Genomic DNA, 23,425 nt, shown 5'->3' with positions numbered 1-23,425 from the left:
CTGGGTTCTCCGGGCCGGTTTTATGTCAGTGAGGTTTGGTTTCCGGGTGGTACCCGGCTTCCTGCGCCTCGAGCCCCAGTTCGCTCTGGCCGGCGAGATCGCGGTCGATGTTGCGATCCTCCAGCGTATCGAGGTGCATCCAGCGCTTCACCAGCGGCGAAAGCGCCAGCACGACGACGGCGACGCCGATCGTCGACCAGCCGATCGTGGAATAGATGCCCAGCGTGACTTCCTTGTTCATCACGCCGCTTTCGCCGCCGGTGGCTTCACCGATCTTGCCCGCCACGAAGTTGCCCACGGCGGTCATGTAGAACCATGCCCCCATGATGAAGCTGCCGAGGTGCAGCGGCGAAAGGCGGGTCATGGCCGAAAGACCCACGGGCGAAAGACAGAGTTCGCCGGTAGTGTGCAGCGCGTAGATCAGGAATACGAACAGCACCGAGGTCATCGCCGCCGGATCGCCGCTGCCTGCGCCCCATACGAAGACGAGGAAGCCAAGACCGACCTGGATCAGCGCAAGGCCGAACTTGGCGGGTGCCGAGGGCTCAATGCCCTTCTTGCCGAGGTACTGCCACAGCGCCGCGAAGATCGGGCCGAACAGCACGATGTAGATCGGGTTGATCGACTGGAAGAGGCTGGTCGGCACCCCGCCGCGGTCCACGAACTTGTCCGTATAAAGGCTCAGCGAACCGCCGGCCTGCTCGAACAGGCCCCAGAAGATCGGGTTCAGCGCGATCAGGAACAGGATCGCGAACATGCGCTCACGCGGCTCCTTGGGCAGCTTGAACGCTTCGTAAAGCGTATAGCCGAGCATCGCGATACCCGAGACGACCAGCAGCGACTGGATCACGCTGACATACTGGATCAGGAACCAGATCACCGCAACCGAGCCGATACCGATGCCGTAGAGTGTGAGTTCACCCTTCTTCGCCAGCGGCTTGGGCGGCTCGCCTCGTCCCTTCAGCGCCGGACGGCCCGCCACGAAGATCAGAAGGCCCAGCAGCATGCCGATGCCTGCCAAGCCGAAGCCCCACGACCAGCCGATCGTCTCGCCGAGGTAGCCGACCAGGATCGTACCCAGCGCGGCGCCGGTGTTCACGCCCATGTAGAAGATCGTGTAAGCCGAATCGCGACGGGAATCGGTCATCTTGTAGAGCTGCCCGACGATCACCGAGATGTTCGCCTTGAGGAAGCCCGAACCGACGATGATCAGCGCCAGCGCCAGCCAGAACACGTTGATCGCCGGGTCCGCCTGCTTGATCGCCGGATCGGCCACGCCGTGCATGCCCTCATAGGCCATGAACAGGTGACCGACAGCCAGCACGATACCGCCGAACAGCACGGCCTTGCGCTGGCCAAGATAACGGTCTGCCAGATAGCCGCCGAGCACCGGGGTGATGTAGACGAGGCTGGTATAGGCGCCGTAGATCAGGTTCGCGCTGCCATCGTTGAACAGCCAGAACTTGGTCAGGTAGAGGATCAGCAGCGCGCGCATGCCGTAGTAGGAGAACCGCTCCCACATCTCGGCGTAGAACAGCACGAAGAGGCCGCGCGGGTGGCCAACGAATTCCTCGCTCTTGCGGGTGGCGATGACGCCGCCGATGGCGAGTACGGCGAAGAGCAGAATGGCGCCGATCGCGGCAATCCAGTCTCCCTCGTTCCAGGTTGCTATATCCTTCATGCGCCCTTCTTTTGTCCTGTCGCCCGGAAAGCTAGCCGGAGAGCTTGAAAGCGGGGAAGTTAGCGGCCAAATCGGCGGTGTAAATGGGCCCCTGCCCGGTGGATTGCCGCTTACCGGCGTCCGGCTGAGCAGGATTTCACTACCTCTGGTGAGCCATTGCGCGAAATGAACCGCAATGGCATTTTCTATGGCTGGCGGACCCGTGTCGCGCGAAATATTATGATTCGCCAATGACCTCGGGATTTTTCCGAACGGCATATTTTTAGGGAAGCACGCGATGATCAGATCCGAATTGCTGCTCGCTTTGGCCAAGGAGAATCCCGAGTTGCGCGCCGAGGATGTCGAACGCGCCGTGGATACCTTTTTCGACGAGATCGCCCAGCGGCTCGCCGATGGGGGCCGCATCGAACTGCGCGGCTTCGGCGCCTTCTCCACGCGGAATCGGCAGGGCCGCACCGGCCGCAACCCCCGCACGGGCGAAAGCGTGGACGTTCCGGAAAAGCGGGTTCCCTATTTCAAACCCGGCAAGGAAATGCGCGCACGCCTCAACGTGGAGTGACGTGATCGCCGGAACGGGGCAGGAACCGGCATAAATCCGGTTCCCCGGTTGCCCCACCGCGCGCGATCTGCCAGATCGCGTCCAATTCTACGCGTGCGGACGTGGCGGAATGGTAGACGCAGGGGACTTAAAATCCCTTTGGGTATCCCAGTGCGGGTTCGAGTCCCGCCGTCCGTACCATTTTCATCACACGCACTCTTTGTACTACAGGCAGGTTCGGTCAGCCGCCCGACTTTCGCAGGAACAGGCGGCGCTTGCCGATTTTCGGCGCGCTTCTGGCAGGGCCGGACTTCATGACCCGCGATCGAAACAGGCGCGCGCCTCCACGTACCAGAAGAACCACCCATGCCACCTGCCATCCGATCGCCAGGACATGTGGCAGGATCGCGGGATCCCTTGCTCCGCGGGCAAGCATCGCAAAGGGCGAACTGAACGGGAAGAGCACTGCCGCGATCTCGATCGCGCTGCCCGGCTGCGTCATGGCGAAGCTCGCGAAGAAGAACACCATGAGCTGCGCCATCGTCACCGGCATCGAGAGCGTCTGCACCTCGCGCACTGTCGTCGCCATCGAACCGATCGACAGGAACACCGACCCCAGCAGCATGTAGGCCATGGCGAAGTAGATCACGCCAAGGCAAACGAGTAACGGCCAGCCGACCGCCGGTTCAGGCATCCGGTCCAGCGAAACACCACCCGCAGCGTAGAGCAAGCCACCCGCCGCCGCCCAGGTTGCGATCCCCACCAGCGAAACCGCGAGCATGGCGAAGAGCTTGCCGAGGAACACCGCATCCATCGGGATCGCGGCCGCCAGAACCTCGATGATCTTGTTGCCCTTTTCCTCGACAAGGTTGGACAGGACCATGCCCGCCAGCATCATCGTCAGGAGGAACAGCAGCGTCTGCGCGCCTTGCGCGGTGGCGAAACGTCCCTGCCGCTCTGTCGCGCTGCTGCTGGCGACAGGCTTGAGCGCGACGACCGGATAAGCAAGCCTACGCCCCGAACGCGCCTGTTCCGACAGCATCGAGACCGGACCGCGCCAGGCCTCGATCAGTCCGGCCGGACCGGTCAGAACCGGCTTGTCCAGAGACCCCGAGACGATGGCGACGACATTCTCCCGCCGGGAGACGAGCGCCTGCGCGGCATCGTAAGTCTCGCCTTGCGCCAGACTGCGGACAAGCTTGATCCGGGGAAGCGCGTCATCGAGCGAAGGCCCCAGTTCCCTGCGCGCGCGCTCCATGGCCCTGGCATCGTCCGCCTGCATCGCCACGCCAAGGACCGGGCGTTCCTGGCTCTGGTCCACCTGCGAACCAAGGCTCCCGGCCAATACCGCAATGATGACCGGGAACAGAGGCCCCAGCAGAAAGAAGAAGAAACTGCGGCTGAAAAGGATTGCCGTGAAGTCTCGCCGGGCAACGACCCAGGCTGCGGCAAGGACCGAAAGACGGCCCATGCGAAAATCCTTGCTCATCGCTGCGCCCCCTCCTGCTCCAAACCCGCATCGAGAGTCTTGGCGGCAGCCTCCCCGGCGATGGCGACGAAAGCGTCATGCAATCCGGCGCGTTCGATCGAGAGCGAAAGGATGCCGGCGTTGCCTTCGACCAGGGCACGCAGGAGCGGTTCGGCGCCGCCTTCCGGCAGCGAGAAACTCCAGAGGTGTCCTTCGCGCCGCGCATCCTCCGGCAGGGCCGCGCGCCATGGGCCGTCCTGTTCCCGCGTTTCAAGGCGGACCTGCTGGGGAATCCGGTCGCGGGCGACGTCAACCGGGCCTGCAAACGGCACTTTTCCGCCGGCAATGATGGCCACTTCGTCGCAAAGACGCTCGGCATGGGCGATGACGTGGGTGGAGAAGATCACTGTCGTCCCGCCTTCCGCGAGTTGGCGGATCATCCGCTCCAGCTTGCCCTGGTTGAGCGCGTCGAGACCGGAGAATGGTTCGTCGAAGATGACGAGGCGGGGCTGGTGCACGAGTGTTCCGAGGATTTGCACCTGCTGCGCCATCCCCTTGGAAAGCTGGCGAATTTGCCGGTCCGCTGCATAACCGAGGCCATGTTGTTCAAGCAGTTCGTGCGCGCGCCTGCGCCCTTCACCGAGCGGCAGGCCTCGCAGGGCGCCGAGAAAGGCAATCGCTTCGGTGGCCTTCATCGCCGGGTAGAGCCCGCGCTCCTCGGGCAGGTAGCCGATCGCATGGGCCATGTCATGGGGACGCTCGGAGCCCAGTATTCTGCGCATTCCGGCATCCGGATCGATGATTCCCAGCAGCATTCGCAGGGTCGTGGTCTTGCCCGCCCCATTGGGACCTAGAATGCCGTAAACGGCACCTACAGGCACCTGAAGGTCCACACCGTCGACCGCGGCGAAGCCATCGAAGCGCTTTACGAGCCCTTTCGCCTCGATCGCGAGGGAGTGCCCTTCCAAGTTGCTGGCCAAGGACCAATCTCCTACTGCGACATTCATGCGAAGCCCCTTCCTGACCGTGTCTATGAACCGGAGAGTCCGCAAGCTTGGTTAACGATGCTCTGAATGTCCTGACCCGCGATCTCGAGGCGCAAGCCCGGGAGCTGGGGTTCTGCGCTTTCGGCATCGCGCCGGCGGAGGAGGATACGGATCGGGCTGCGCGGCTCGATTCGTGGCTGGCCGAAGGCATGCATGGTTCGATGGAGTGGATGGCGGATCGCGCGCATCATCGCCACTCGCCGCAAGGGCTCTGGCCCGAGGCCCGGCGCGTGATCGCGCTGGGCATGAGCTATGCCCCCGCCGGCGATCCGCTGCTGCTTGCCGAAACGCCGGAGGTGGGCCGTATCTCGGTCTATGCCCAGGGCGCCGATTATCACGACTGGGTGAAGAAGGCGCTCAAGAACCTTGCCCGGTGGCTGGTCTTCGAGGCCGACAAGCGCGGGCTGGGGCCGGCCGGCGTGAAAGTCTTCACCGATACCGCCCCGGTCATGGAAAAGCCGCTGGCGGCCGCCGCCGGGCTGGGCTGGCAGGGCAAGCACACCAACATGGTGAGCCGCGATCACGGATCCTGGCTGTTCCTGGGCGAAATCTACACGACGCTGGACCTGCCGCTTTCCGCACCCGGCCCCGATCGCTGCGGATCGTGCAGCGCCTGCCAGGATGCCTGCCCGACCGCTGCGTTCCCTTCACCCTATCGCCTCGATGCCCGCCGCTGTGTCAGCTACCTCACCATCGAGCACAAGGGGCCGATCCCGGAGGAGTTCCGCGAGGCGCTGGGCAACCGCATCTACGGCTGCGACGATTGCCTGGCCGTCTGTCCGTGGAACAAGTTCGCCGAGACGGCCAGCCGTCTCAAGGCGTTCCTGCCCCGCGCCGAGCTCACCGCACCGGAGCTGGCGGACCTGCTGACGCTGGACGATGCGGGCTTCCGCAAGCTGTTCTCGGGCTCTCCGATCAAGCGCATCGGCCGCGACCGCTTCGTGCGCAACTGCCTCTACGCGGCGGGGAACAACGGCAACCCGGCCCTGATGGCGCAAGTGGAGCCTCTGCTGGGCGACCCCGATCCGGCCGTGTCCGAAGCAGCGCACTGGGCGGCACGGCGATTGGAAACCTCCCCACCGGCCAGCGGCGGGGAGGTTCCCGAAATCAGAGCAGTTCCTTGAGCGGCTTTTCCTTGTCGGCCAGCGCCGCGAGATCGGGCTTCGCACCCGCTTCCACCAATTTGCGCCCCTGCACGTAGTCCTTGACCATGTTCACGCAGTCTAGCGCGAGAACCTTGCCTTCCTTGAGGTAGACTACCGAGAAGCTGCGATCCTCGGGATTGCCGCGAATCACCGTCTGGTCGAAGCCGAGGTTGATGCCGGCCGTCTGCAGGCGCAGGTCGTACTGGTTGGACCAGAACCACGGGAAGGCCTTGTACGGCTTCTCGTCGCCGCAGATCGCCTTGGCCACGCAGGTCGCCATGTCATTGGCATTCTGCACCGATTCCACCCGCATCACCGCGCCGCCCGCAAAGTCGCAGGCGAAAGCGGCACAATCGCCGATGGCATAGATATCGGGCAGCGACGTGCGGCAGTATTCGTCCACATCGACGCCGTTGGCGCCCGCTGCGCCCGCCAGGATCAGCGGACCGACCGCCGGAACGATGCCGATGCCCACGATCACCGCCTCGGCGGGAAGCACCGCGCCATCGGCAAGCTGCACGCCGGTCACCTTGTGGCCATCCCCCACGAGGCATTCGACGGCGACACCGGTGCGCAGGTCCACGCCGTGGTCGCGGTGTTCCTTCTGGTAGAATTCCGAGAGCGGCTCTCCGGCAACGCGGGCGAGGACGCGCGGCAGCGCTTCCAGCAGCGTGACCGAAAGGCCCATCTTCGAGAGCACGGCCGCCGCTTCAAGCCCGATATAGCCCCCGCCGATCACGACCACGTTCTTCGTGCCCGCATCGACTTCGGCCATCAGCGTATCGCAGTCCTCGCGGGTGCGCACCGCATGGACGCCGGCGAGGTCCGCGCCCGAGCACGAAAGCCGGCGCGGATCGCCGCCCGTGGCCCAGACCAGCTTGCCATATCCGTAAGTCTCGCCGTTCGACAGCGTGAGTTCCCGCGCCGCGGCATCGACCTTGGTCACTTCGGTGCCGAGCTTGAAGGTGATTTCCTTTTCGGCCCAGAAGGTCGGCGGGCGGATGTACAGCCGGTCGAACGTCTTCTCGCGCGCGAAGTACTCCTTGGAGAGCGGCGGACGCTCGTAAGGATGCTCCGGCTCGCGGCCGATGACGGTGATGGTCCCCTCGAAACCGTTCTGGCGAAGGGCGATAGCGCATTGCGCACCGCCGTGCCCGGCTCCCACGATAACAACGTCTGCCTTGCTCATGGGCGGTGGGGTTCGGGCAATTTTGCCGTGCGGTCAATGCCCCTTGGCGAAATTGAATTTCCCGTCCCGGCATCTCGCATTTGCGGATGATACGCCGCGAACGTATCGGACGGCGGCAGGTCTTCCGCCGATCCGCGCCGTCCGATCCCTGCTCCGAGGCGCTCTCGAATGCCTCGCGCGGGAATTGGGCGCCGCGCCGGCAATTCGAACCGGCAAGATATCGTCCGGGGAGTTATCGACGGGCAGCGTCTCGGGGGAAGCGCCCTCCCCGCCGCGGCATCGGGCCGGATATGTGGGCGAGCGGAGCATTCTCCCGCCCGCTGGCCTCATTCCGGCGTGGCGAACCAGATCACGTGCTTCGGCCCCTTGCCGTTGCTGCGCGCGGGCACCTTCAGTTCTTCCACCTTGAAGCCGGCGCGTTCCAGCCGGCGCGTGAAGGCGGGATCCGGCCCGGCGGACCAGATCGCCAGCACGCCGTCGGGCGTCAGCGCATTGCGCGCCGCCCGCAGCCCGGTCTTCGAATAGATCTGGTTGTTGTCCTCGCGCACCAGCCCATCGGGGCCGTTGTCGACATCGAGCAGGATCGCATCGTAGTCCGCCCGTGCCGCGTCGATGACATGGGCGACATCGCCCATGACCAGGTTGACGCGGGGATTGTCCAGACAGCCCTGCGCCAGTTCGGCCATCGGGCCACGCGCCCATTCGATGATCTCGGGCACCAGTTCGACCACGGTCAGCTTCGAATCCTCGGGCAGGGTGCGGAGCGCCGCGCGCAAGGTGAAGCCCATGCCGTAGCCGCCGATCAGCATGTGCGGGCGCTTGGTGATGCCCTTGATGCGATCCCAGGACATGGTGGCGAGCGCTTCCTCGCTACCCCACTTGCGCGAGGACATAAGCTCGTTGTGCCCAAGCACGATCATGAAGTCCTGATCGTGCTTGTAGAGTTCGAGCTTCTCCCCGTCAGGAATCCACGCGGTGTCGATGAGTTCGCGCTTGATCATGCTGATGTCTTTCCGGGATGGCGCAAGTGAAGGATGGGATAGGGACGGCCGTCCGCGTCGCGCTCGGATCGGCCGGTGCGCTTGAAACCGCGCGATTCGTAGAAGGGCAAGGCGTTGTCGGCCTGTTCGTTGGCATCGACGCAGGCCTGCGGCTCCAGCATCAGGGCATGGGCGACCAACGCGGAGCCGAAACCCCGCCCGTGGACCGCCGGATCGACGAAGAGGGCTTCGATCGATCCGCCTGCGAAGACCATGAAGCCTTGCGCCGTGCCGCCTGCATCCTCGGCAATCCACAAGGGGACCGCCGGGAGCATCTGTTCGACCTGCACGGCGATTTCGGCCTTGTGCTGCGCCGACAGGAAGCCGTGCGTGGCCTCCACCGCCGCGCGCCAGATGGCGAAGGCGCGCGGGGCGTCGTCGGAAGTGCCCGGCCGGATCATCGGCGCCACATCGTCAGCGCAAGTCGGGCGCGGTGGCCTCGGCCTTGAGCATGGCGATGGCATCGTCGAGGGTCATGACCTTCTGGTGCTCGGCCCCCAGCGTGCGGATGGCGACGGTGCCTTCCTCGGCCTCGCGCTTGCCGACCACGACCAGATGCGGGACCTTCTTCAGCGAGTGGTCGCGCACCTTGTAGTTGATCTTCTCGTTGCGCACGTCTGTCTCCACGCGCACGCCTGCGGCCCTGAGCTTCTGCGAAACTTCCTGCGCATAGCTGTCCGCGTCGGAGACGATCGTGGTCACAACGGCCTGAACCGGGGCGAGCCAGACCGGCAGCTTGCCGGCGAAGTGCTCGATCAGGATACCGATGAAGCGCTCGTACGAACCGAAGATCGCGCGGTGCAGCATGACCGGGCGGTGCTTCTCGCCGTCTTCGCCGATGTAGTGCGCGTCGAGGCGTTCGGGCAGCATGCGGTCGGACTGGATCGTGCCGACCTGCCAGGTGCGGCCGATCGCGTCGGTCAGGTGCCATTCCAGCTTGGGCGCATAGAACGCGCCTTCGCCGGGCAGTTCTTCCCAGCCGTATTCCTCGGTGGCAAGGCCCGCGCGTACGACGGCGTCGCGCAGTTCGGCCTCGGCCTTGTCCCACTGCTCCTCGGTGCCGATGCGGTTGTCCGGGCGCAGGGCCAGCTTGATCGAGTAGGTGAAGCCGAAGTCCTTGTAGACGCGGTCCGCCATCTCGCAGAAGGCCTGCACTTCGCCGACGATCTGGTCTTCGCGGCAGAAGATGTGGCCATCGTCCTGCGTGAACTGGCGCACGCGCATCAGACCGTGCAGCGCGCCGTGCGGCTCGTTACGGTGGCAGCAGCCGTTCTCGACGATGCGCAGCGGCAGGTCGCGGTAGGACTTGATGCCCTGCTTGAAGATCAGGACGTGCGCCGGGCAGTTCATGGGCTTCAGGGCCATCCACTGCGCGTCGTCCGAGATGATCGGGCCGTCATCCTCGGTATTGGGCACTTCGTCGGGGATGACGAACATGTTCTCGCGGTACTTGCCCCAGTGGCCCGACGCTTCCCACTGCCGCGCGTCCATGACCTGCGGCGTCTTCACTTCCTTGCAATCAGCCTGGCTGATCGCGCGGCGCATGTAATCCTCAAGCGCGCGATAGATCACGTAGCCCTTGGGGTGCCAGAACACCGAACCGTGCGCTTCGGCCTGGAGGTGGAACAGGTCCATCTCGTTGCCCAGCTTGCGGTGGTCGCGCTTGGCGGCTTCTTCAAGGCGCGTAAGGTGCGCGGCAAGCTGCTTCTTGTTCAGCCAGCCGGTGCCGTAGATGCGCGAAAGCATCGCGTTCTTCTGGTCGCCGCGCCAATAGGCGCCGGAAACGCGCGTCAGCTTGAAGGCCGCCGGGTCCAGCTTGCCGGTCGAGGGCAGGTGCGGGCCGCGGCACATGTCCAGCCAGTCCTCGCCCGACCAGTAGACGGTCAGCGGTTCGTCGCCCGGAAGTTCGGCGGCCCATTCGGCCTTGAAATTCTCACCCTGCTGCTTCCAGCGGCTGATCAGCGTTTCGCGGTCCCAGACCTCGCGGCGCAGCGGCTTGTTGGCGGCGATGATCTTGCGCATCTCGGCCTCGATGGCCGGAAGGTCGTCATCGGTGAACGGCCCGCGCTCCGGGTTCGGGGCGAAGTCGTAGTAGAAGCCATCGTCCGTCGAAGGGCCGAAGGTGATCTGCGTGCCGGGGAACAGCGCCTGCACCGCTTCGGCCAGGACGTGTGCGAAGTCGTGACGGGCGAGGTCCAGCGCCTCCTCCTCGTCGCGGCTGGTCACCAGCGCAAGCTGGGCATCGCCGGTGAAGGGCAGGCTCAGGTCCACCAGCTCGCCGTCGATCTTCGCGGCAAGCGCGGCCTTGGCGAGGCCGGGACCGATGGCGGCGGCGACATCGGCCGGGGTGGAGCCCTGCGGCATCTCGCGGACCGAACCGTCGGGCAGGCTGATCTTGAACATCTCGGACATCGAACTCGTCTTTCCCGTTTCCGGCGCGCTGAATTTCCCTGGCCCAATGGCACAGAGGCGCGCGCGGGTGAAGCTCTGGCGCCGCTATTTTGGCCGAATTCGGGAGAGTGACGCCGCTCGCCCGAACCCCGGGCGACGGTGGCAGCGCGATCAGGCCGCGACCAACCGCCCCCGGGAGCGCCGGGTGGTAGTAGTGGTCGTGCCAGTGATCGAGGCGGTGCGCAGTTGCGTCATCGCCGCCCATGTAGCGACACCGCCCGGAAAAGTCACCCCGTGTTCGGATCCGACCTCGATGTAAAGCACGCTTGACTCCGACGCTCGAAATGACAATGATACTTTACACATTGTAATGCTTCCTTGACCATTCTTGCCAAGAGGAGAATCCGGACATGGGTTCGTCACAACAGGCCCACCGCCGCTACATGTTGCGCTTCCTTCCCATCACCGCGGCCTATGTGGGCGGGATCGCGCTGGCGAGCGCGCTGATTCCCGATCACGCCCCGGCCGATGCGCGGACCATCGCGATTTCCATCCTTCCCGGACTGGCCGTGATTGGCTGGCTCTGGGCGATGGGCCGCCTGCTGGTGGAACTGGAGGACGAATATCTGCGCATGCTCGAAGTGCGCAAGTTCCTGGTCGCCACGGGAATGATGCTGGCGGCGACCAGCATGTGGGGCATTCTCGAACTCTATTCCCCCGAAGTGCCCCGCCTGCCGGTGTTCTTCGTGATGCCGATCTGGTGCGCGGGACTGGCGGTCGGCGCCCTGTTCAACCGCCTCACTTTCGGCGGGATCGGCGGCGACACCGACAAGACCGCGACCTCGGGAACGGACCGTTCGTGAACAATCGCCTGAAAGTGCTGCGTGCCGAGCGCGGATGGAGCCAGCAGGACCTTGCCGAACGGCTGGAAGTCAGCCGGCAGAGCGTCAACGCCATCGAAACCGGCAAGTACGACCCCTCGCTGCCTCTGGCATTTCGCATTGCCGAGGTTTTTGCTATGAGGATCGAGGAAATTTTCCTGAAGGGGTGAAGGATGTCGGGGCGGTTTGGCAGGATCGGGGCCGGTGTGGCATTGGCGCTCGCGCTCGCCGTCGGCCTCACGCTGCTTCACGACAGCGCTTCGGGCCATCGCAAGGCGGAAAGCGCGGAAGCCTCCACAGGCACGGTGATCGTGCGGGTGATCGCGCCCGCCCTGCTCTGATCGCTTAGTGGCCTGCTCTGATCGCTTAGTGGCCTGCTCTGATCGCTTAGTGGATCATCGGCTTCCGCCGCGACCATGCGATCCGCTCCACCGCCGCCGCCACCAGCCAGCCCACGGTCATGCAGACGAACGGCATGACCGGGTAATGGAAGCGTGACTGGCCCGAGAACACCAGGCAGATCAGCGTCGGATAGAGCCCGACACCGTAAGGCAGCAACCACCAGCCCGCCCAGCGCATCCGCTCATGCAGGCGCCGCACGGTCATGACCACGAAGGCCAGCACGAACCCCAGCATGAGCAGGGCGTAGTAGCCCTGATTGAGGTAGCGCACCGCGCGGTAGGCGATCTCGAACCGGGAATAGCCGGGCGCGCCGCCCTGATAGGCCCATTCCGCCTCGCCATCGGGAAGCCAGAGCCGCATCAGCTTCCGGGGCGCCAGCGCCAGAAACTTTCCGGGATTCTCCCTGATCCACGCCGCGCCGAGTCTTCCCGCCTCGGCATCGCGGGATACTTCATCAAGATCGCCGCGCGCCATCAGCCGCTTCACCACCGGCGCATCGGGCGAATAGTCGCCGGTGGCGGTATCGTGGTTCCCGGTGAGCAGGGTATAGCCGCCATTGGTCGACACCGCGACCCAGTGGCCCAGCTCAGCGCGATTGCGGAGCGACCACGGCAACACCACCAGCCCCGCCACGGCGACGACGATCGCCCCCTCTGCCAGAAGGCCGGGAAGCCGCTGCCAGACATGACGGGCACGCAGCCAGTCGATCGCGAACAGCAGCGGAACCACCACCAGCGTCTGCGCCTTCACCAGAGTGGCAAATCCGAAGACCAGCCCGGCTCCGACCAGCTGCCAGCGAGTGGTCCGCACGATCACCGTCCAGCAACCGACAAGCAGCAGCATCGTGTAGAACACCTCGGTCAGGGCCAGGGGCACATAGCCGATCGCATTGGGATAGACCGCGAGAAGCAGCAGCCCGCCGCGCGCCGCCGCTTCGTTGGCGAACAGGTGGCGGCCGAGCGCCAGCGTCACCGCCCCGATCATCATCGCCGAAGCGAGATTGAACAGACCCAGCGTAACCTGCGAGATGCCGAACTGGTGGAACGCCACGGAAAGCGCGAGCGGCCAGCCCGAAGGCCAGAACGCCGTGGGAATGCCGTTTTCCGCATATCCCTGCCCGGTGGCGAGGCTGGCCGCGCGGCCAAAGTACCAGGCGGCATCGGAAGTGGGCGCCACGTCGATCAGCAGCACCGCCACCCGCAGCGCGAAATAGAGCGCCCAGATCGCCAGCAGCACCGAACGTTCGGTGGCGAACCATTCGAGACGCATCGCAAGACGGCTGGGACGCGTGGGGAAGTCGAGAATCTGCGCGGACATTCGGGGGGCGACTTCCTGTTTCAGGCGCTTTGACACTGCCTTATGCCGCGAACCGCGAACGGGGCAACCGGAACTCTTGCAATCATCGGCACTTGTCCTGAAAGCGCTCACCCCCCAGATGAGCCGCCATGACCGACACGCGTTATCTGGAGCTGCCCGACGGGCGCCGCATCGCCCACCGCTTCACTCCCGGCACCGGACCCACGATCGTGTTCCTGCCCGGCTACATGTCGGACATGGCCGGCAGCAAGGCCACGGCAGTATTCGAAGCGGCCCGGGCGGGCGGACGGCCCTGCCTCCTGCTCGATTATTCCGGCTGCGGCGACAGTCCCGGCGATTTTGCCGATGGCACGCTCACCCGCTGGCGGGACGAAGTGCTTGCGGTGATCGAGGCGGCCGGGCTGGGGCAGGTCGTGCTGGTAGGTTCCTCGATGGGCGGCTGGCTCATGCTGATGGTCGCCGAGGCGCTGGCCGCATCCGGGCCGGACAAGGTCAGGGGCCTGATCGGCATCGCCGCCGCCCCCGACTTCACCGAATGGGGCATCGCCCAGATGGACAAGAACGTTCTCGCGGATGGCGAAACGATCTGGGAAGACAATCCCTACGGCCCCGAACCCACGCCGACTCACCCCGGCTTCTGGGCTGACGGACAGGCCAACCTCATGCTGGAAAAGGAAATCGCCTTCGACGGCCCGGTCCGCCTGCTGCACGGCCAGCGGGACGAGGAAGTGCCCTGGGAGATTTCCGTGCGCCTGTCCGAACGCCTGCGTTCAGCCGATGTGCAGGTCTCGCTCATCAAGGACGGTGACCACCGCCTCTCGCGCGAGTCCGACATCCACCTGCTGCTGCGCACGGTTGCCGAACTGATCCTCGCCCGCGATCCGGCGGCCTGATCTAAGGACCGTCCCCCCATGCCCTTCCTTCTTCCCCTCATGCTGATGCAGTCCACTCTCGACGCGGGCGGCATTTCCAGCCCTTACGCCTCGGCGCTCCCGCGCGAAATCGTCGAGAAGAAGGAAGATCAGGAGCGCAAGCGACGCTCCGAATCCGCCCAGTTCTCCGGCCCGCTCCCGCTGCGGGCGGAGAACGGCTGCCTGCTCGCGGTGGAGGCCGATCCCGAACGATCCGCGGATATCGCCCGCAAGGCCCTTTCCAGCGCGCAAGGCCGCGAACGCGTGCGCGCCGGACTCTGCCTCGGCGTTGCGCTTGCCGACCTCAACCGCTGGGACGAAGCGCGCGCCGCCTTCACCCAGGCCCGCGACATCGCCGATCCCGGCGACCATCTCAGCCGTGCGCGGCTGGGCGCGATGGCAGGCAATGCCGCGCTGGCGGACGGCAAGGCCGGAGAAGCGCTCATGCTGCTCGGCCCGGCAGCCGCCGAGGCGAAGACCGCCAATGACGGCTCGCTCGGCGGTTCGATCGCGCTGGACCGGGCCCGCGCGCTGGTTTCGGTCGGCCAGAACGACGAAGCCGCTGCCGCCCTCACCGACGCGCGCACCGCCGATCCCGACAATGCGCAGGCCTGGCTGCTTTCCGCCACGCTTTCGCGCCGCCAGAACAAGCTGATCGAAGCCCAGACCCAGATCGAGAAAGCCGCGCAGCTTGCCCCGCAAGACCCCGAGATCGGCCTCGAAGCCGGTGTCGTCGCCGTCATGGCGGGTCGCGACGAAGCCGCGCGCCGTAGCTGGAACTCGGTGCTCACCATGAGCCCCGAAAGCCCTTACGCCGCCACCGCCAAGGAATACCTCAGCCAGCTGGGGCCAGAAGGAACATCAAAGCCATGATCCCGCTTTCCGTCCTCGATCTCGTCTCCGTGCGCGAAGGCGGCACTGTCGCCGAAGCGCTCGCCATTTCCGCCCGCACCGCGCAGGCTGCCGAAAAGGCCGGCTATGGGCGCTACTGGGTGGCGGAACACCACGGGATGGACGGGATCGCGGGCGGCGCCACTTCGGTCGTGCTCGCGCACATCGGCGCGGCGACATCGACGATTCGCATCGGTGCGGGCGGCATCATGCTGCCCAACCACACTCCCTATGTGATCGCCGAGCAGTTCGGCACGCTGGCGGCGCTGTTCCCCGGCCGCGTGGACCTGGGCCTCGGCCGGGCAGCGGGTGCGGACGGCCGCCTTGCCAATGCCCTGCGCAAGGACATCCACGGCGCGTCGGAACGCTTTCCCCAGGACGTGGTGGAGCTTCAGGCCCGTTTCGCCGGACAGGCGGTGGGCGGGGTCTCCTCGCCGCAGGCGGACGGGGCGGACGTTGAGATGTGGCTCCTCGGCTCCAGCCTGTTCGGTGCCCAGCTCGCTGCCATGCTCGGCCTGCCCTACGCCTTCGCCTCGCACTTTGCCCCCGCCATGCTCGACGAGGCGGCGCGCATCTACCGCGAGCGGTTCCAGCCCGGCAAGGTGCTGGACAAGCCTCACTTCATGGCCGCCATCAACGTGGTTGCCGCGGACAGCGACGAGGAAGCCCGCTACCTCGCCTCCTCCACCGATCAGAGCTTCGTCGCGCTGCGCACGGGAACGCCGGGACGCCTGCCCCCGCCGATCCGCAACTATCGCGAAGGCCTGCCCGGCCCGGCCAAGGCCATGCTCGAACAGGTCCGCTCGGTCAGCGCCATCGGCACGCCGGCGCGGGTTCGGGATGAGATCCACGCCTTCATCGAGCGCACCGGCGCCGACGAACTGATCGTGTCCGGCGCGATCTTCGACCCCGATGCGCAGATCCGGTCCCTGGAACTGACGATGGACGCTTTCGAGACGGCCGGAGCGTAATCACCTTGCGGAATATCCGGGGGTAATCTCCCGGATATTCGCCGCGACCTTCCGGAATGCGCGCACGCCGCCCGGGCGGCGTGGTTATCCGTTTTGCTTCAGGCGCTCCAGCCAGGCCTGCGCCTGCTTCGGCTCTCCCACCGCGTCTGCCCGGACCGGGCCGCGCGCGGCGAGGAATTCCTGATGGAGCGCGAAGCATTCCATGTCGAGCTGTTCGCGAAGATCGTCGATCTCGTCTGCCAGCTCATTGAGCGCATCGACCATCGGCGCCGCCTTGGCCCGGGCCTGCTTGTCCTTGTTGTGGTCGAACAGGCCCCATTGCCCCGCGGCGGTGACACGCAGCGCATCGACGAGCGCGGCGCGATATTCGATTTCGAGATCGGCACGGCGGTTGTCCATGCGTTCGAGGCGGTCTGCTTTGGCCATGGCTATGCTCCTAGGCTTCCATGGCGGAAGGTCAACGCATCACCACAGGATACCCTGCTTGTCGGGCGTGATCGGCGCCGGCGCTTCCTCGCCGATCGACTGGAGAAGGTCGATCTCGATGGTGCGGCACATGGCGTTCAGCGGCAGATCGTGCACGGTATTGGCGAAAGGATCGACCAGGTCGTCGCCGATGGCCAACACCGCAAGGAACATGATTCCCGCGATCGTCGAGCCGAGCGGCGTGGCCACGCCCAGCGTCTCGACCAGTCCGATCGGCAGCAGGATGCAGAACATGTGCGTGAAGACGATCGGGAAGAATCGGTACTGATAGGGCAGCGGCGTGTTCTTCAGCCGCTCCATCCCGCCTTGCGCATTGGCGATATCGACCAGCACGGCTTCCATCTGCGCCTGCTGGATCGTGTCGATCCAGCCCTTCTGGCGCGCTTCATCGATTCGGCGGCCAGTCTCGTCGAGAATGCCGTTGGCGGTATTGGCCCGTTCCAGCGAGGCATCGGCATCCCCGCGCGAAAGCATGCGCAGCACTTCCGCATCGGGCTTGATGCGGCGAAGCTGGCAGCGCAGCGCGTTGACGTAGGCAATCTGGCGCAGGACGATGCGGCGCTTCAGTTCGGCCGCGTCCGGATCGGGCATGAAGTTGCGCGCGGCGCGCGCGATGTTGCGGCTCGCATTGATCATCAGCCCCCACAACCCGCGACCTTCCCACCATCGCTGGTAAGCCGAATTGCTCCGGAAGCCGAGGAACAGCGCCAGCGCCGAACCGAACAGCGTCACCGGCAGCTCGGGCGCATGGAACGGCAGCACGAAGTAGGTCACCGTGACGATGACGTCCCAGACGAACAGCAATGTCAGCGGTTTCCAGATCTCGCGGAATATCTGGACGGGTTGCAGCGAAGGTGTGACGATCATCGCTTGGCGGAATCCCCTCCTTGGGCCGAGGCATGTGAAAGCGCGACCGAGGTTCCCGAAACCGGCCTCAGGGTGAACCAGTCAGCCCTGTCGATCGCCACGAGAAATCCGAGCACGCCCAGCCCGAACAGCAATAGCAGAAAATTCCCGATGAGCGATTGGCGAAGGCGAGCCCGCTCGGCGTCAGTCATATGGCGCATGGTGAATCTCCTTTTCCAGTCACCGCGAGAGGTAAACTGGGGAAGGATGATTTCGATTGCATCGACCATTCGTGACAATGTTTTGCTGCAACGCAGCAGACACGATGTGCGGTGCAGCAGAAACGGCGAGCCGTAAATCTGCGCGAAAAATGTTCTGAAACGGAAGGGAAATCCTTTGCCGCGCGGTACCCCCGGCGGCGCATCGCCCCGTCAGAAGGGGAGCGAAGCCTTGGCGAGAATGAGCGCGAGTGCGCATCCGCACACAAGAATACCGCGCAGAGCGCCCGCCTGCGTGAGGTTCGAAGCCTTCAGGCCCTGGGGCCGAAGACCATGAGCGCTGAGCGCAAGTGCGACGATACGTGCCATGAACGCCGTCATGGCCCGTGAGGCGTTGCAAATCGGTTAAATCGGGTGGTTTTCGTGCCGGTAACTTCTTTCTACCGGCACGTGGGACTCCGTCCGGCCCTGAGCCGGACGGAACACCCGGTCAGCGGGAAGGCATCTGCTGGCTGGAGCAGTGGAACGACCCGCCGCCCGCCAGCACGGCGTCCGCCATGACTCCCACGGTATCGCGGTCCGGGAACAACGCAGCAATCGCGGCGACGCCCTCGTCGTCGTGCTCGGTACCATAGACCGGCACGACCACCAGCTTCGAGGTGATCGCGAAGTTCATGTAGCTGGCCGGTTCGATCCGCCCGTCACTTTCGACGCGTCCCGGCGAAGGAACCTCGCGCACCGTCACGCCCATTGCCTCGGCGCGGGCCTTGGCATCGGCGTAGATCCCGGCATTCGGGTCGTTCGGTCCCGTCGCACGCGGCAGGGCCAGGACATTCGGCGCCACGAAGCGGGCGAGATTGTCGACATGGCCGTCAGTGTGGTCGTTGATCAGACCATCGCCCAGCCACAGCACCCGGTCATAGCCCAGATCGCGCTTCAGGCGCATTTCCAGATCGGCACGGGTGAGGTGCGGATTGCGATTGGGGTTGAGCAGGCACTGCTCTGTCGTGGCGACAAGCCCGGTGCCATCACCGTCGAGCGCGCCGCCCTCCAGTATCCAGTCCGACGTCTCCACCTCCAGCCCGGCATCGCGAGCCAGTTCGGCGCCGATCTCCTGGTCGCCGTCCATCAGGTACTTGCCGCCCCAGCCATTGAAGCCGAAGCGCATCGCCTTGAGCGCCCGGTTTCCGTCGGCCACGACCAGCGGCCCGGTATCGCGCAGCCAGACGTCGCCATAACGGCGCACTTCCAGCGAGACTTTCGACGAGACCAGCGAAGCCGCCCGCGCACGGTTGGCCTCGTCACGCACGACAAGGCGTACTTCCTGTCCCGATTCGGCGACGGTAGAGGCGAATTCGGCCATCTGCACTTGCGCGGCTTCGAGGAAACCCGGCCATTCGACGGGATCGTGCGGAAATCCGATCCAGATCCAGTCCTGCGGATGCCATTCAGGGGGAAGGGCGAACGTCACGGGGCAACCTCCTTCAGCCGCGGCGCAAGGCTTGTGCCGCGGGAACGGCCGAGCCGATAGAAGAGCGCCGGCCCTGGGGCAATCCCGCAATCATCGGGCCGAAGAGCATGCTGCAATGATCGTCTGATGCTTGCCCTTGGCGACAGTGCCGGGCAGGAAGCCGGGATGGATGCCGAAATGCAAGCAGACTGGGCCGGCGCGATCGCCCGCGCCCGCGCCCACGCCCCCTATCTCTCCAGCGCGCTCGACCGGCTGCCCGCCCTGACCGAACTGCTCGCTGCGGGACGAGGCGAGGCCGCGCTCGACTGGGCGCGTGCCGCCGGTGAAGGCGCTCCCAGCGTCGGTGCGGCGCTGAGGCGCGAAAAGCAGGCCATGGCTCTTGCCCTCGCGATCGGCGACCTTGCCGGGGCCTTCCCCCTGCTCACGGTGACGGGCGAACTGTCCGCCCTGGCCGACCGCGCCCTCGACGCCGCCATTGCCGAGGGCATCCGCCGCCGCGTGCCCGATGCCGAGCCTGCGGGCTTCCTTGCCCTGGCGCTCGGCAAGCATGGTGCCCGCGAACTCAACTACAGCTCTGACATCGATCCGATCCTGCTGTTCGATCCGCAGCTCCTCCCCCGCCGTGACCGCGACGAGCCCGGTGAAGCCGCCCAGCGCGTGGCCCGCGCCGTGGTCGAAACGCTCGCCGGGGTAACCGAGGAAGGCTACGTCTTCCGAACCGACTTGCGATTGCGCCCGGCGTCCGAAGTCAGCCCGCTGGCGATCTCGATAAATGGCGCCCTCACTCACTACGAATCCTCCGCCCTCGCCTGGGAGCGCGCAGCCTTCATTCGCGCCCGCGCCTGCTCGGGCGACATTGCGGCGGGCGAGGCATTCCTTGCCGCGATCCGCTCGTTTGTCTGGCGCAAGAGCCTCGACTTCGGCGCCATTGCCGAAATCGGCCGCCTTACCGCGCAGATCCGCGCCAATACCCGCGGAAGCGTCACTGTCGGTCCCGGCTTCGATCTCAAGAAAGGGCGCGGCGGCATTCGCGAGGTCGAATTCTACGCCCAGACTCACCAGCTCATCCACGGCGGCCGCAACCCCGCGCTGCGCCTGCGCGGCACCCGCGCCACGCTGGACGCACTGGCCGAAGCCGGGCTCGTCCCGCCCGAGGATGCGCGTCTGCTTGGCGAAAGCTACGATCGGCTCCGCACCGTCGAGCACCGCCTGCAGATGATGCAGGACCAGCAGACCCATTCCCTGCCGACCAGGCCCGAACTGCTGGACGAAGTCGCCCGTCTGGACGGCCTGCCGGACGGCGCCGCCCTGATTGCCGAGCTGACCGAAATCACCGAAGCCGTCGGCGAGCGTTACGATGCGCTGGTCATGGCCAATATGCCCAGCGGGCCTGCAATCGCGATTGCCACGCCTCCGCAGGAAGACCTGCGCGACGAACTGATGCATCTGGGGTTTGCCGATCCCGACGCCATGGTCGTCCGGATCGAAGGCTGGCTTTCGGGCCGGATGCGGGCCCTGCGCAGCGACGCGGCACGGCTTGCCTTCGAAGCGATTCGCCCGAACCTGCTTGCCGCCCTGGCCGCGGCACCCGAGCCGGAGCGCGCCATGGCGCGCTGGGAACAGCTCCTCAACAACCTGCCCACGGCGATCAACCTGTTCCGCCTGCTCGAGGCACGCCCGGCCCTGATCGAGCGGCTGGCGCGAATCCTCAGCCTCGCTCCCCCGCTCGCCGATTCGCTTGCCCGGCGTGCTGACCTGCTTGACCCCCTGATCGACGCAAGCGCCTTCGACCTGCCCGGCACCCTGCCCGAACTGATCGCCGAATTCTCTCGCTTCGAACCGGGCGACGATTACGAACGCAAGCTCAATACGGTCCGTCGCAAGGTCGGGGATCGCCGCTTTGCCCTGGGCGTGCAACTGATCGAAGGCGTGAACGACCCGCTGGACATCGGCCATGCCCTCGGCCGGATCGCAGAGGCCGCGCTCGTGGTTCTGACCGACGCGGCGGTAACGGAATTCCGGGACGTTCATGGCAGCGTGCCCGGTAGCGAAGTCGTTGTACTGGGCCTTGGCCGAATGGGCGGCGGCGTGCTCACACACGCCTCCGACCTCGATCTGATCTATCTTTTCACCGGCGATTTCTCGCAGGAATCGGATGGGCGGCGGCCGCTCGGCGCCACGCTCTACTACAACCGCCTGTCCCAGCGGGTGACGGCCGCGCTCTCCGTGCAAACCGCCGAAGGCGCGCTTTACGAAGTGGACACAAGGCTGCGTCCCTCCGGCGAGCAGGGCCCGCCCGCCGCCAGCCTCGACAGTTTCGCCCGCTACCAGCAGGAGCAGGCATGGACCTGGGAGCACATGGCACTCTGCCGCGCCCGTCCGCTCCGCGGCTCGCGCGAAGCTCGCGGCAAACTGGGCACGATCATCCGCGATGTGCTCACCGCTCCCCGCGATCCGGCCCGGCTGCGCACCGACGTACTGGAGATGCGCACCCGCATGGCCGGCCACAAGCCGCCGAAAGGCCCGCTCGACGTCAAGCTGATGCGCGGCGGGCTGGTGGACCTCGAATTCCTTGTCCACTTCACCCAGTTGCGCAGCGGGGAAGGTCTCGATGCCGACCTGGGCGAGGCGGTCCGCCTGCTGGCTGCGCAAGGGCTGCTTCCGGCAAGCCTCGAGCCTGCGCATGACGTGCTGACGCGCCTGCTTGTCGCCGCCCGCCTGCTCGCGCCCGATTCGCTGAAACCTGTGGATGCCGCCTGCATGGCGCTGGTGCGCGCATGTGGCTATGGCGACTGGCAAGACCTCGAGAACAGCCTGGCCCGGGCCCGCGCGCAAGTTGCCGCGGCCTGGCAACAGGCCTTCGACGAAACACTGGAGACCACCCCATGAACACTCGTGCCCCCGGACACTTCGGCATCGGCGACGCATTCCCCGATATCGCGCTCGAAACGCCGGAAGGCGGCACCGTGAAAGTCTCGGACTTCGCGGGCAGGAAACTGGTCGTGTTCTTTTATCCGAAGGACAGCACTCCCGGCTGCACCACGGAAAACATCGATTTCTCGGCCCTGAAGGACCAGTTCGATGCGGCCGGAACCGCACTCCTCGGGGTGAGCAAGGACTCCGCCAAAAGGCACCAGAACTTCATTGCCAAGCACGATCTCAAGGCGCCGCTCGCCACTGACGCCGAGGAAAACGGACTCTCGGACGCGCTCGGCATCTGGACCGAAAAGCAGAACTACGGCCGCACTTACATGGGCATGGTCCGCACCACCTACCTGATAGGCGCCGACGGCAAGATCGCCCGCGTGTGGGACAAGGTGAAGGTCAAGGATCACGCACAGCAGGTACTGGAGGCCGCGAAGGCACTCTGATGACCGGTTCCGTGGCGGCAGCCATCCGCGAAGCGCTGCTCGAATGTAATCCCTGGGCCAAGGCCATGGCCACGCGCAAGGTCGCGCGCGACTGGCGGCTCGGGAAACTCTCCTTCGCGTTCGACGTGGAAATGCCCGACCTGCCCGGACGGCCCGACGCGCCCGAACTGCTGCCCCCGAACCGCATGCCCAAACGCGGCAAGGGCGGGTCCGAGCGCGGCCGGATCGCCCTGTGGCATGCGCTGGCCCATATCGAATTCGTCGCGATCGACCTTGCACTGGACATGGCAGGGCGCTTCGGCGGGGAGATGGACGAGGGGTTCGTAAGCGATTTCCTGTCGGTCGCGGCGGACGAGGCGATGCATTTCGCCCTGCTCGATCGCCATCTGCGAACACTCGGCAGCCGTTACGGCGCGCTGCCCGCCCACGATGGCCTCTGGGAAGCAGCGCATGGAACCCGTCACGACGTGGCTGCCCGCCTCGCAGTGGTTCCGATGGTGCTGGAAGCGCGCGGTCTCGATGTGACCCCGGCCACTCTCGAACGCGTCCGGGCTAACGGCGACGAACGCGGCGCGCGCATCCTCGAGCGAATCCTTGACGACGAAATCAGGCACGTCCGGTTCGGCGCAATTCATTTCGCCGATGTCGCCAAACGGTTGGACGAGGACCGGGACAGCCTCTGGAAATCCTTGGTTTCCCGCCACTTTGGAGGGGCCGTTAAGCCACCGTTCAACGACTCGGCGCGTCTCGCTGCCGGTTTATCGCGGGATCTATATGCCGGACTTGCCTGATCTAATCCGTTCGGCATAACTCCAATTCGCGAGACGGCGGGGGGTTCCGACCATCTCCAAAACTTAGGGTTTGCGCGGCGTACCTTCGGTTCGCCTGCTTAGAACAAGCGTCGTGGCTTCGCAGCACGCGGCGGATAACAAGGTATTGCGAGTGGTCGTAACGAAATTCTTCGCCAAGTTCCGCGCAGTGACCGGTGCCGTCGCCGTCGCAGGTTCCCTTGTCGCCGCTCACCCGGCGATGGCCAACAGCAGCGCTGCCGCTGCCGATATCTCCGCCCCGCTTCGTGCCTCGCAGGCCGCGAACCAGTCGGCCGGCGGCGGTGAGGACGAGCAGTTCCGCAACCTTTTCAGCTCCTGGCAGAACTTCGAGG

The 23,425-nt window shown here is 65.6% G+C and carries 25 protein-coding genes and 1 tRNA gene (1 of these 26 cut by a window edge); 13 read left to right on the top strand and 13 right to left on the bottom strand.

Annotation, left to right across the window (positions count from 1 at the left end; translation table 11 throughout):
- Positions 1-25: 25 nt before the first annotated feature.
- Positions 26-1,681: a peptide MFS transporter gene (locus ACLIMP_RS03735; protein WP_054441132.1), complete on the bottom strand. Its 1,656-nt coding sequence runs from the start codon at positions 1,679-1,681 to the stop codon at positions 26-28.
- A gap of 277 nt (positions 1,682-1,958) precedes the next feature.
- Here ACLIMP_RS03735 and ACLIMP_RS03730 point away from each other — a divergent pair, with 277 nt between their 5' ends.
- A complete protein-coding gene (locus tag ACLIMP_RS03730) occupies positions 1,959-2,240 on the top strand; it encodes an integration host factor subunit beta (protein ID WP_054441134.1) in 282 nt (93 codons plus the stop codon).
- Positions 2,241-2,335: 95 nt separating this feature from the next.
- Positions 2,336-2,420 (top strand) — tRNA-Leu (locus ACLIMP_RS03725).
- Between the two features lie 40 nt (positions 2,421-2,460).
- On the opposite strand, the gene ACLIMP_RS03720 is transcribed toward ACLIMP_RS03725, so the two are convergent.
- The gene (locus tag ACLIMP_RS03720; RefSeq protein ID WP_324697617.1) at positions 2,461-3,708 is read right to left on the bottom strand and encodes an ABC transporter permease; all 1,248 of its coding nucleotides are present in this window, start codon (positions 3,706-3,708) and stop codon (positions 2,461-2,463) included.
- Positions 3,705-4,694, bottom strand: a complete 990-nt coding sequence (locus ACLIMP_RS03715; RefSeq protein WP_443478045.1) for an ABC transporter ATP-binding protein — start codon at positions 4,692-4,694, stop codon at positions 3,705-3,707. Before ACLIMP_RS03715 ends, ACLIMP_RS03720 begins: the two co-directional genes overlap by 4 nt.
- Positions 4,695-4,741: 47 nt before the next feature.
- Between ACLIMP_RS03715 and queG the strand changes: the two genes are divergently transcribed.
- Positions 4,742-5,857: a tRNA epoxyqueuosine(34) reductase QueG gene (gene queG / locus ACLIMP_RS03710; RefSeq protein ID WP_324697613.1), complete on the top strand. Its 1,116-nt coding sequence runs from the start codon at positions 4,742-4,744 to the stop codon at positions 5,855-5,857.
- On the opposite strand, the gene ACLIMP_RS03705 is transcribed toward queG, so the two are convergent.
- The 4 genes from ACLIMP_RS03705 to thrS form a co-directional block, all read right to left on the bottom strand.
- On the bottom strand, positions 5,841-7,067 hold the full coding sequence (locus tag ACLIMP_RS03705) for an NAD(P)/FAD-dependent oxidoreductase (RefSeq protein WP_054441140.1): 1,227 nt from the start codon (positions 7,065-7,067) through the stop codon (positions 5,841-5,843). The two genes, queG and ACLIMP_RS03705, sit on opposite strands and share 17 nt — an antisense overlap.
- Before the next feature lie 326 nt (positions 7,068-7,393).
- Positions 7,394-8,068: a spermidine synthase gene (locus tag ACLIMP_RS03700; RefSeq protein WP_054441142.1), complete on the bottom strand. Its 675-nt coding sequence runs from the start codon at positions 8,066-8,068 to the stop codon at positions 7,394-7,396.
- Positions 8,065-8,508: an acetyltransferase gene (locus tag ACLIMP_RS03695; protein ID WP_324697610.1), complete on the bottom strand. Its 444-nt coding sequence runs from the start codon at positions 8,506-8,508 to the stop codon at positions 8,065-8,067. The genes ACLIMP_RS03700 and ACLIMP_RS03695 overlap by 4 nt, the downstream gene beginning before the upstream one ends.
- Positions 8,509-8,521: 13 nt before the next feature.
- Positions 8,522-10,519 carry a threonine--tRNA ligase gene (gene thrS, locus ACLIMP_RS03690; protein ID WP_054441143.1) on the bottom strand — a complete coding sequence of 666 codons (1,998 nt, stop codon included), beginning with the start codon at positions 10,517-10,519 and terminating at the stop codon, positions 8,522-8,524.
- Between the two features lie 389 nt (positions 10,520-10,908).
- On the opposite strand from thrS, the gene ACLIMP_RS03685 reads away from it, so the two are divergent.
- From ACLIMP_RS03685 to ACLIMP_RS03675, 3 genes are read left to right on the top strand one after another with little or no spacing between them, the layout of a single operon-like run.
- Positions 10,909-11,361: a hypothetical protein gene (locus ACLIMP_RS03685; protein ID WP_324697608.1), complete on the top strand. Its 453-nt coding sequence runs from the start codon at positions 10,909-10,911 to the stop codon at positions 11,359-11,361.
- On the top strand, positions 11,358-11,549 hold the full coding sequence (locus ACLIMP_RS03680; RefSeq protein WP_324697606.1) for a helix-turn-helix transcriptional regulator: 192 nt from the start codon (positions 11,358-11,360) through the stop codon (positions 11,547-11,549). The genes ACLIMP_RS03685 and ACLIMP_RS03680 overlap by 4 nt, the downstream gene beginning before the upstream one ends.
- A 3-nt stretch (positions 11,550-11,552) precedes the next feature.
- Positions 11,553-11,720 (top strand): hypothetical protein, encoded by a 168-nt coding sequence (locus tag ACLIMP_RS03675; RefSeq protein WP_156336813.1) that lies wholly within the window; start codon positions 11,553-11,555, stop codon positions 11,718-11,720.
- A gap of 46 nt (positions 11,721-11,766) precedes the next feature.
- Here the strand turns inward: ACLIMP_RS03675 and ACLIMP_RS03670 are convergent, their stop codons facing one another.
- A complete protein-coding gene (locus tag ACLIMP_RS03670; RefSeq protein WP_324697603.1) occupies positions 11,767-13,098 on the bottom strand; it encodes a glycosyltransferase family protein in 1,332 nt (443 codons plus the stop codon).
- Positions 13,099-13,226: 128 nt separating this feature from the next.
- Between ACLIMP_RS03670 and ACLIMP_RS03665 the strand changes: the two genes are divergently transcribed.
- The 3 genes from ACLIMP_RS03665 to ACLIMP_RS03655 are packed head-to-tail and all read left to right on the top strand — an operon-like array spanning position 13,227 to position 15,871.
- A complete protein-coding gene (locus ACLIMP_RS03665) occupies positions 13,227-13,991 on the top strand; it encodes an alpha/beta fold hydrolase (protein WP_054441147.1) in 765 nt (254 codons plus the stop codon).
- Positions 13,992-14,009: 18 nt separating this feature from the next.
- Positions 14,010-14,882: a tetratricopeptide repeat protein gene (locus ACLIMP_RS03660; RefSeq protein ID WP_185998282.1), complete on the top strand. Its 873-nt coding sequence runs from the start codon at positions 14,010-14,012 to the stop codon at positions 14,880-14,882.
- Positions 14,879-15,871 (top strand): LLM class flavin-dependent oxidoreductase, encoded by a 993-nt coding sequence (locus tag ACLIMP_RS03655; RefSeq protein ID WP_185998283.1) that lies wholly within the window; start codon positions 14,879-14,881, stop codon positions 15,869-15,871. Before ACLIMP_RS03660 ends, ACLIMP_RS03655 begins: the two co-directional genes overlap by 4 nt.
- Positions 15,872-15,955: 84 nt before the next feature.
- On the opposite strand, the gene ACLIMP_RS03650 is transcribed toward ACLIMP_RS03655, so the two are convergent.
- From ACLIMP_RS03650 to ACLIMP_RS03630, 5 genes are all read right to left on the bottom strand, one after another.
- The gene (locus tag ACLIMP_RS03650) at positions 15,956-16,297 is read right to left on the bottom strand and encodes a hypothetical protein (RefSeq protein WP_324697600.1); all 342 of its coding nucleotides are present in this window, start codon (positions 16,295-16,297) and stop codon (positions 15,956-15,958) included.
- A gap of 39 nt (positions 16,298-16,336) precedes the next feature.
- Entirely contained in the window at positions 16,337-17,224 is an 888-nt protein-coding gene (locus ACLIMP_RS03645) for a bestrophin family protein (protein ID WP_054441151.1), read from the bottom strand.
- On the bottom strand, positions 17,221-17,424 hold the full coding sequence (locus ACLIMP_RS03640) for a hypothetical protein (protein WP_243692675.1): 204 nt from the start codon (positions 17,422-17,424) through the stop codon (positions 17,221-17,223). The genes ACLIMP_RS03645 and ACLIMP_RS03640 overlap by 4 nt, the downstream gene beginning before the upstream one ends.
- 210 nt (positions 17,425-17,634) lie before the next feature.
- Positions 17,635-17,790 carry a hypothetical protein gene (locus tag ACLIMP_RS03635; protein WP_156336816.1) on the bottom strand — a complete coding sequence of 52 codons (156 nt, stop codon included), beginning with the start codon at positions 17,788-17,790 and terminating at the stop codon, positions 17,635-17,637.
- Between the two features lie 121 nt (positions 17,791-17,911).
- Positions 17,912-18,892 carry an agmatine deiminase family protein gene (locus ACLIMP_RS03630; protein WP_185998285.1) on the bottom strand — a complete coding sequence of 327 codons (981 nt, stop codon included), beginning with the start codon at positions 18,890-18,892 and terminating at the stop codon, positions 17,912-17,914.
- 177 nt (positions 18,893-19,069) lie between these two features.
- Here ACLIMP_RS03630 and ACLIMP_RS03625 point away from each other — a divergent pair, with 177 nt between their 5' ends.
- The 4 genes from ACLIMP_RS03625 to ACLIMP_RS03610 form a co-directional block, all read left to right on the top strand.
- Positions 19,070-21,781, top strand: a complete 2,712-nt coding sequence (locus ACLIMP_RS03625) for a bifunctional [glutamine synthetase] adenylyltransferase/[glutamine synthetase]-adenylyl-L-tyrosine phosphorylase (RefSeq protein ID WP_324698993.1) — start codon at positions 19,070-19,072, stop codon at positions 21,779-21,781.
- Positions 21,778-22,263 (top strand): peroxiredoxin, encoded by a 486-nt coding sequence (locus ACLIMP_RS03620; RefSeq protein ID WP_324697595.1) that lies wholly within the window; start codon positions 21,778-21,780, stop codon positions 22,261-22,263. Before ACLIMP_RS03625 ends, ACLIMP_RS03620 begins: the two co-directional genes overlap by 4 nt.
- A complete protein-coding gene (locus ACLIMP_RS03615) occupies positions 22,263-23,054 on the top strand; it encodes a ferritin-like domain-containing protein (protein WP_443478044.1) in 792 nt (263 codons plus the stop codon). The genes ACLIMP_RS03620 and ACLIMP_RS03615 overlap by 1 nt, the downstream gene beginning before the upstream one ends.
- Before the next feature lie 112 nt (positions 23,055-23,166).
- A protein-coding gene (locus ACLIMP_RS03610; RefSeq protein ID WP_243692674.1) for a M23 family metallopeptidase crosses the window boundary here: on the top strand, positions 23,167-23,425 show its 5' end (the start). It continues 497 nt past the right edge of the window; the window shows 259 of its 756 coding nt (coding positions 1-259); the start codon lies at positions 23,167-23,169; its stop codon lies off the right edge, out of view.

This window comes from Novosphingobium aeonii, assembly GCF_052279045.1.
GTDB lineage: Bacteria > Pseudomonadota > Alphaproteobacteria > Sphingomonadales > Sphingomonadaceae > Novosphingobium.
The sequence above is the reverse complement of the archived record's forward strand: the minus strand, read 5'-3'. Positions and strand labels throughout refer to the sequence as shown.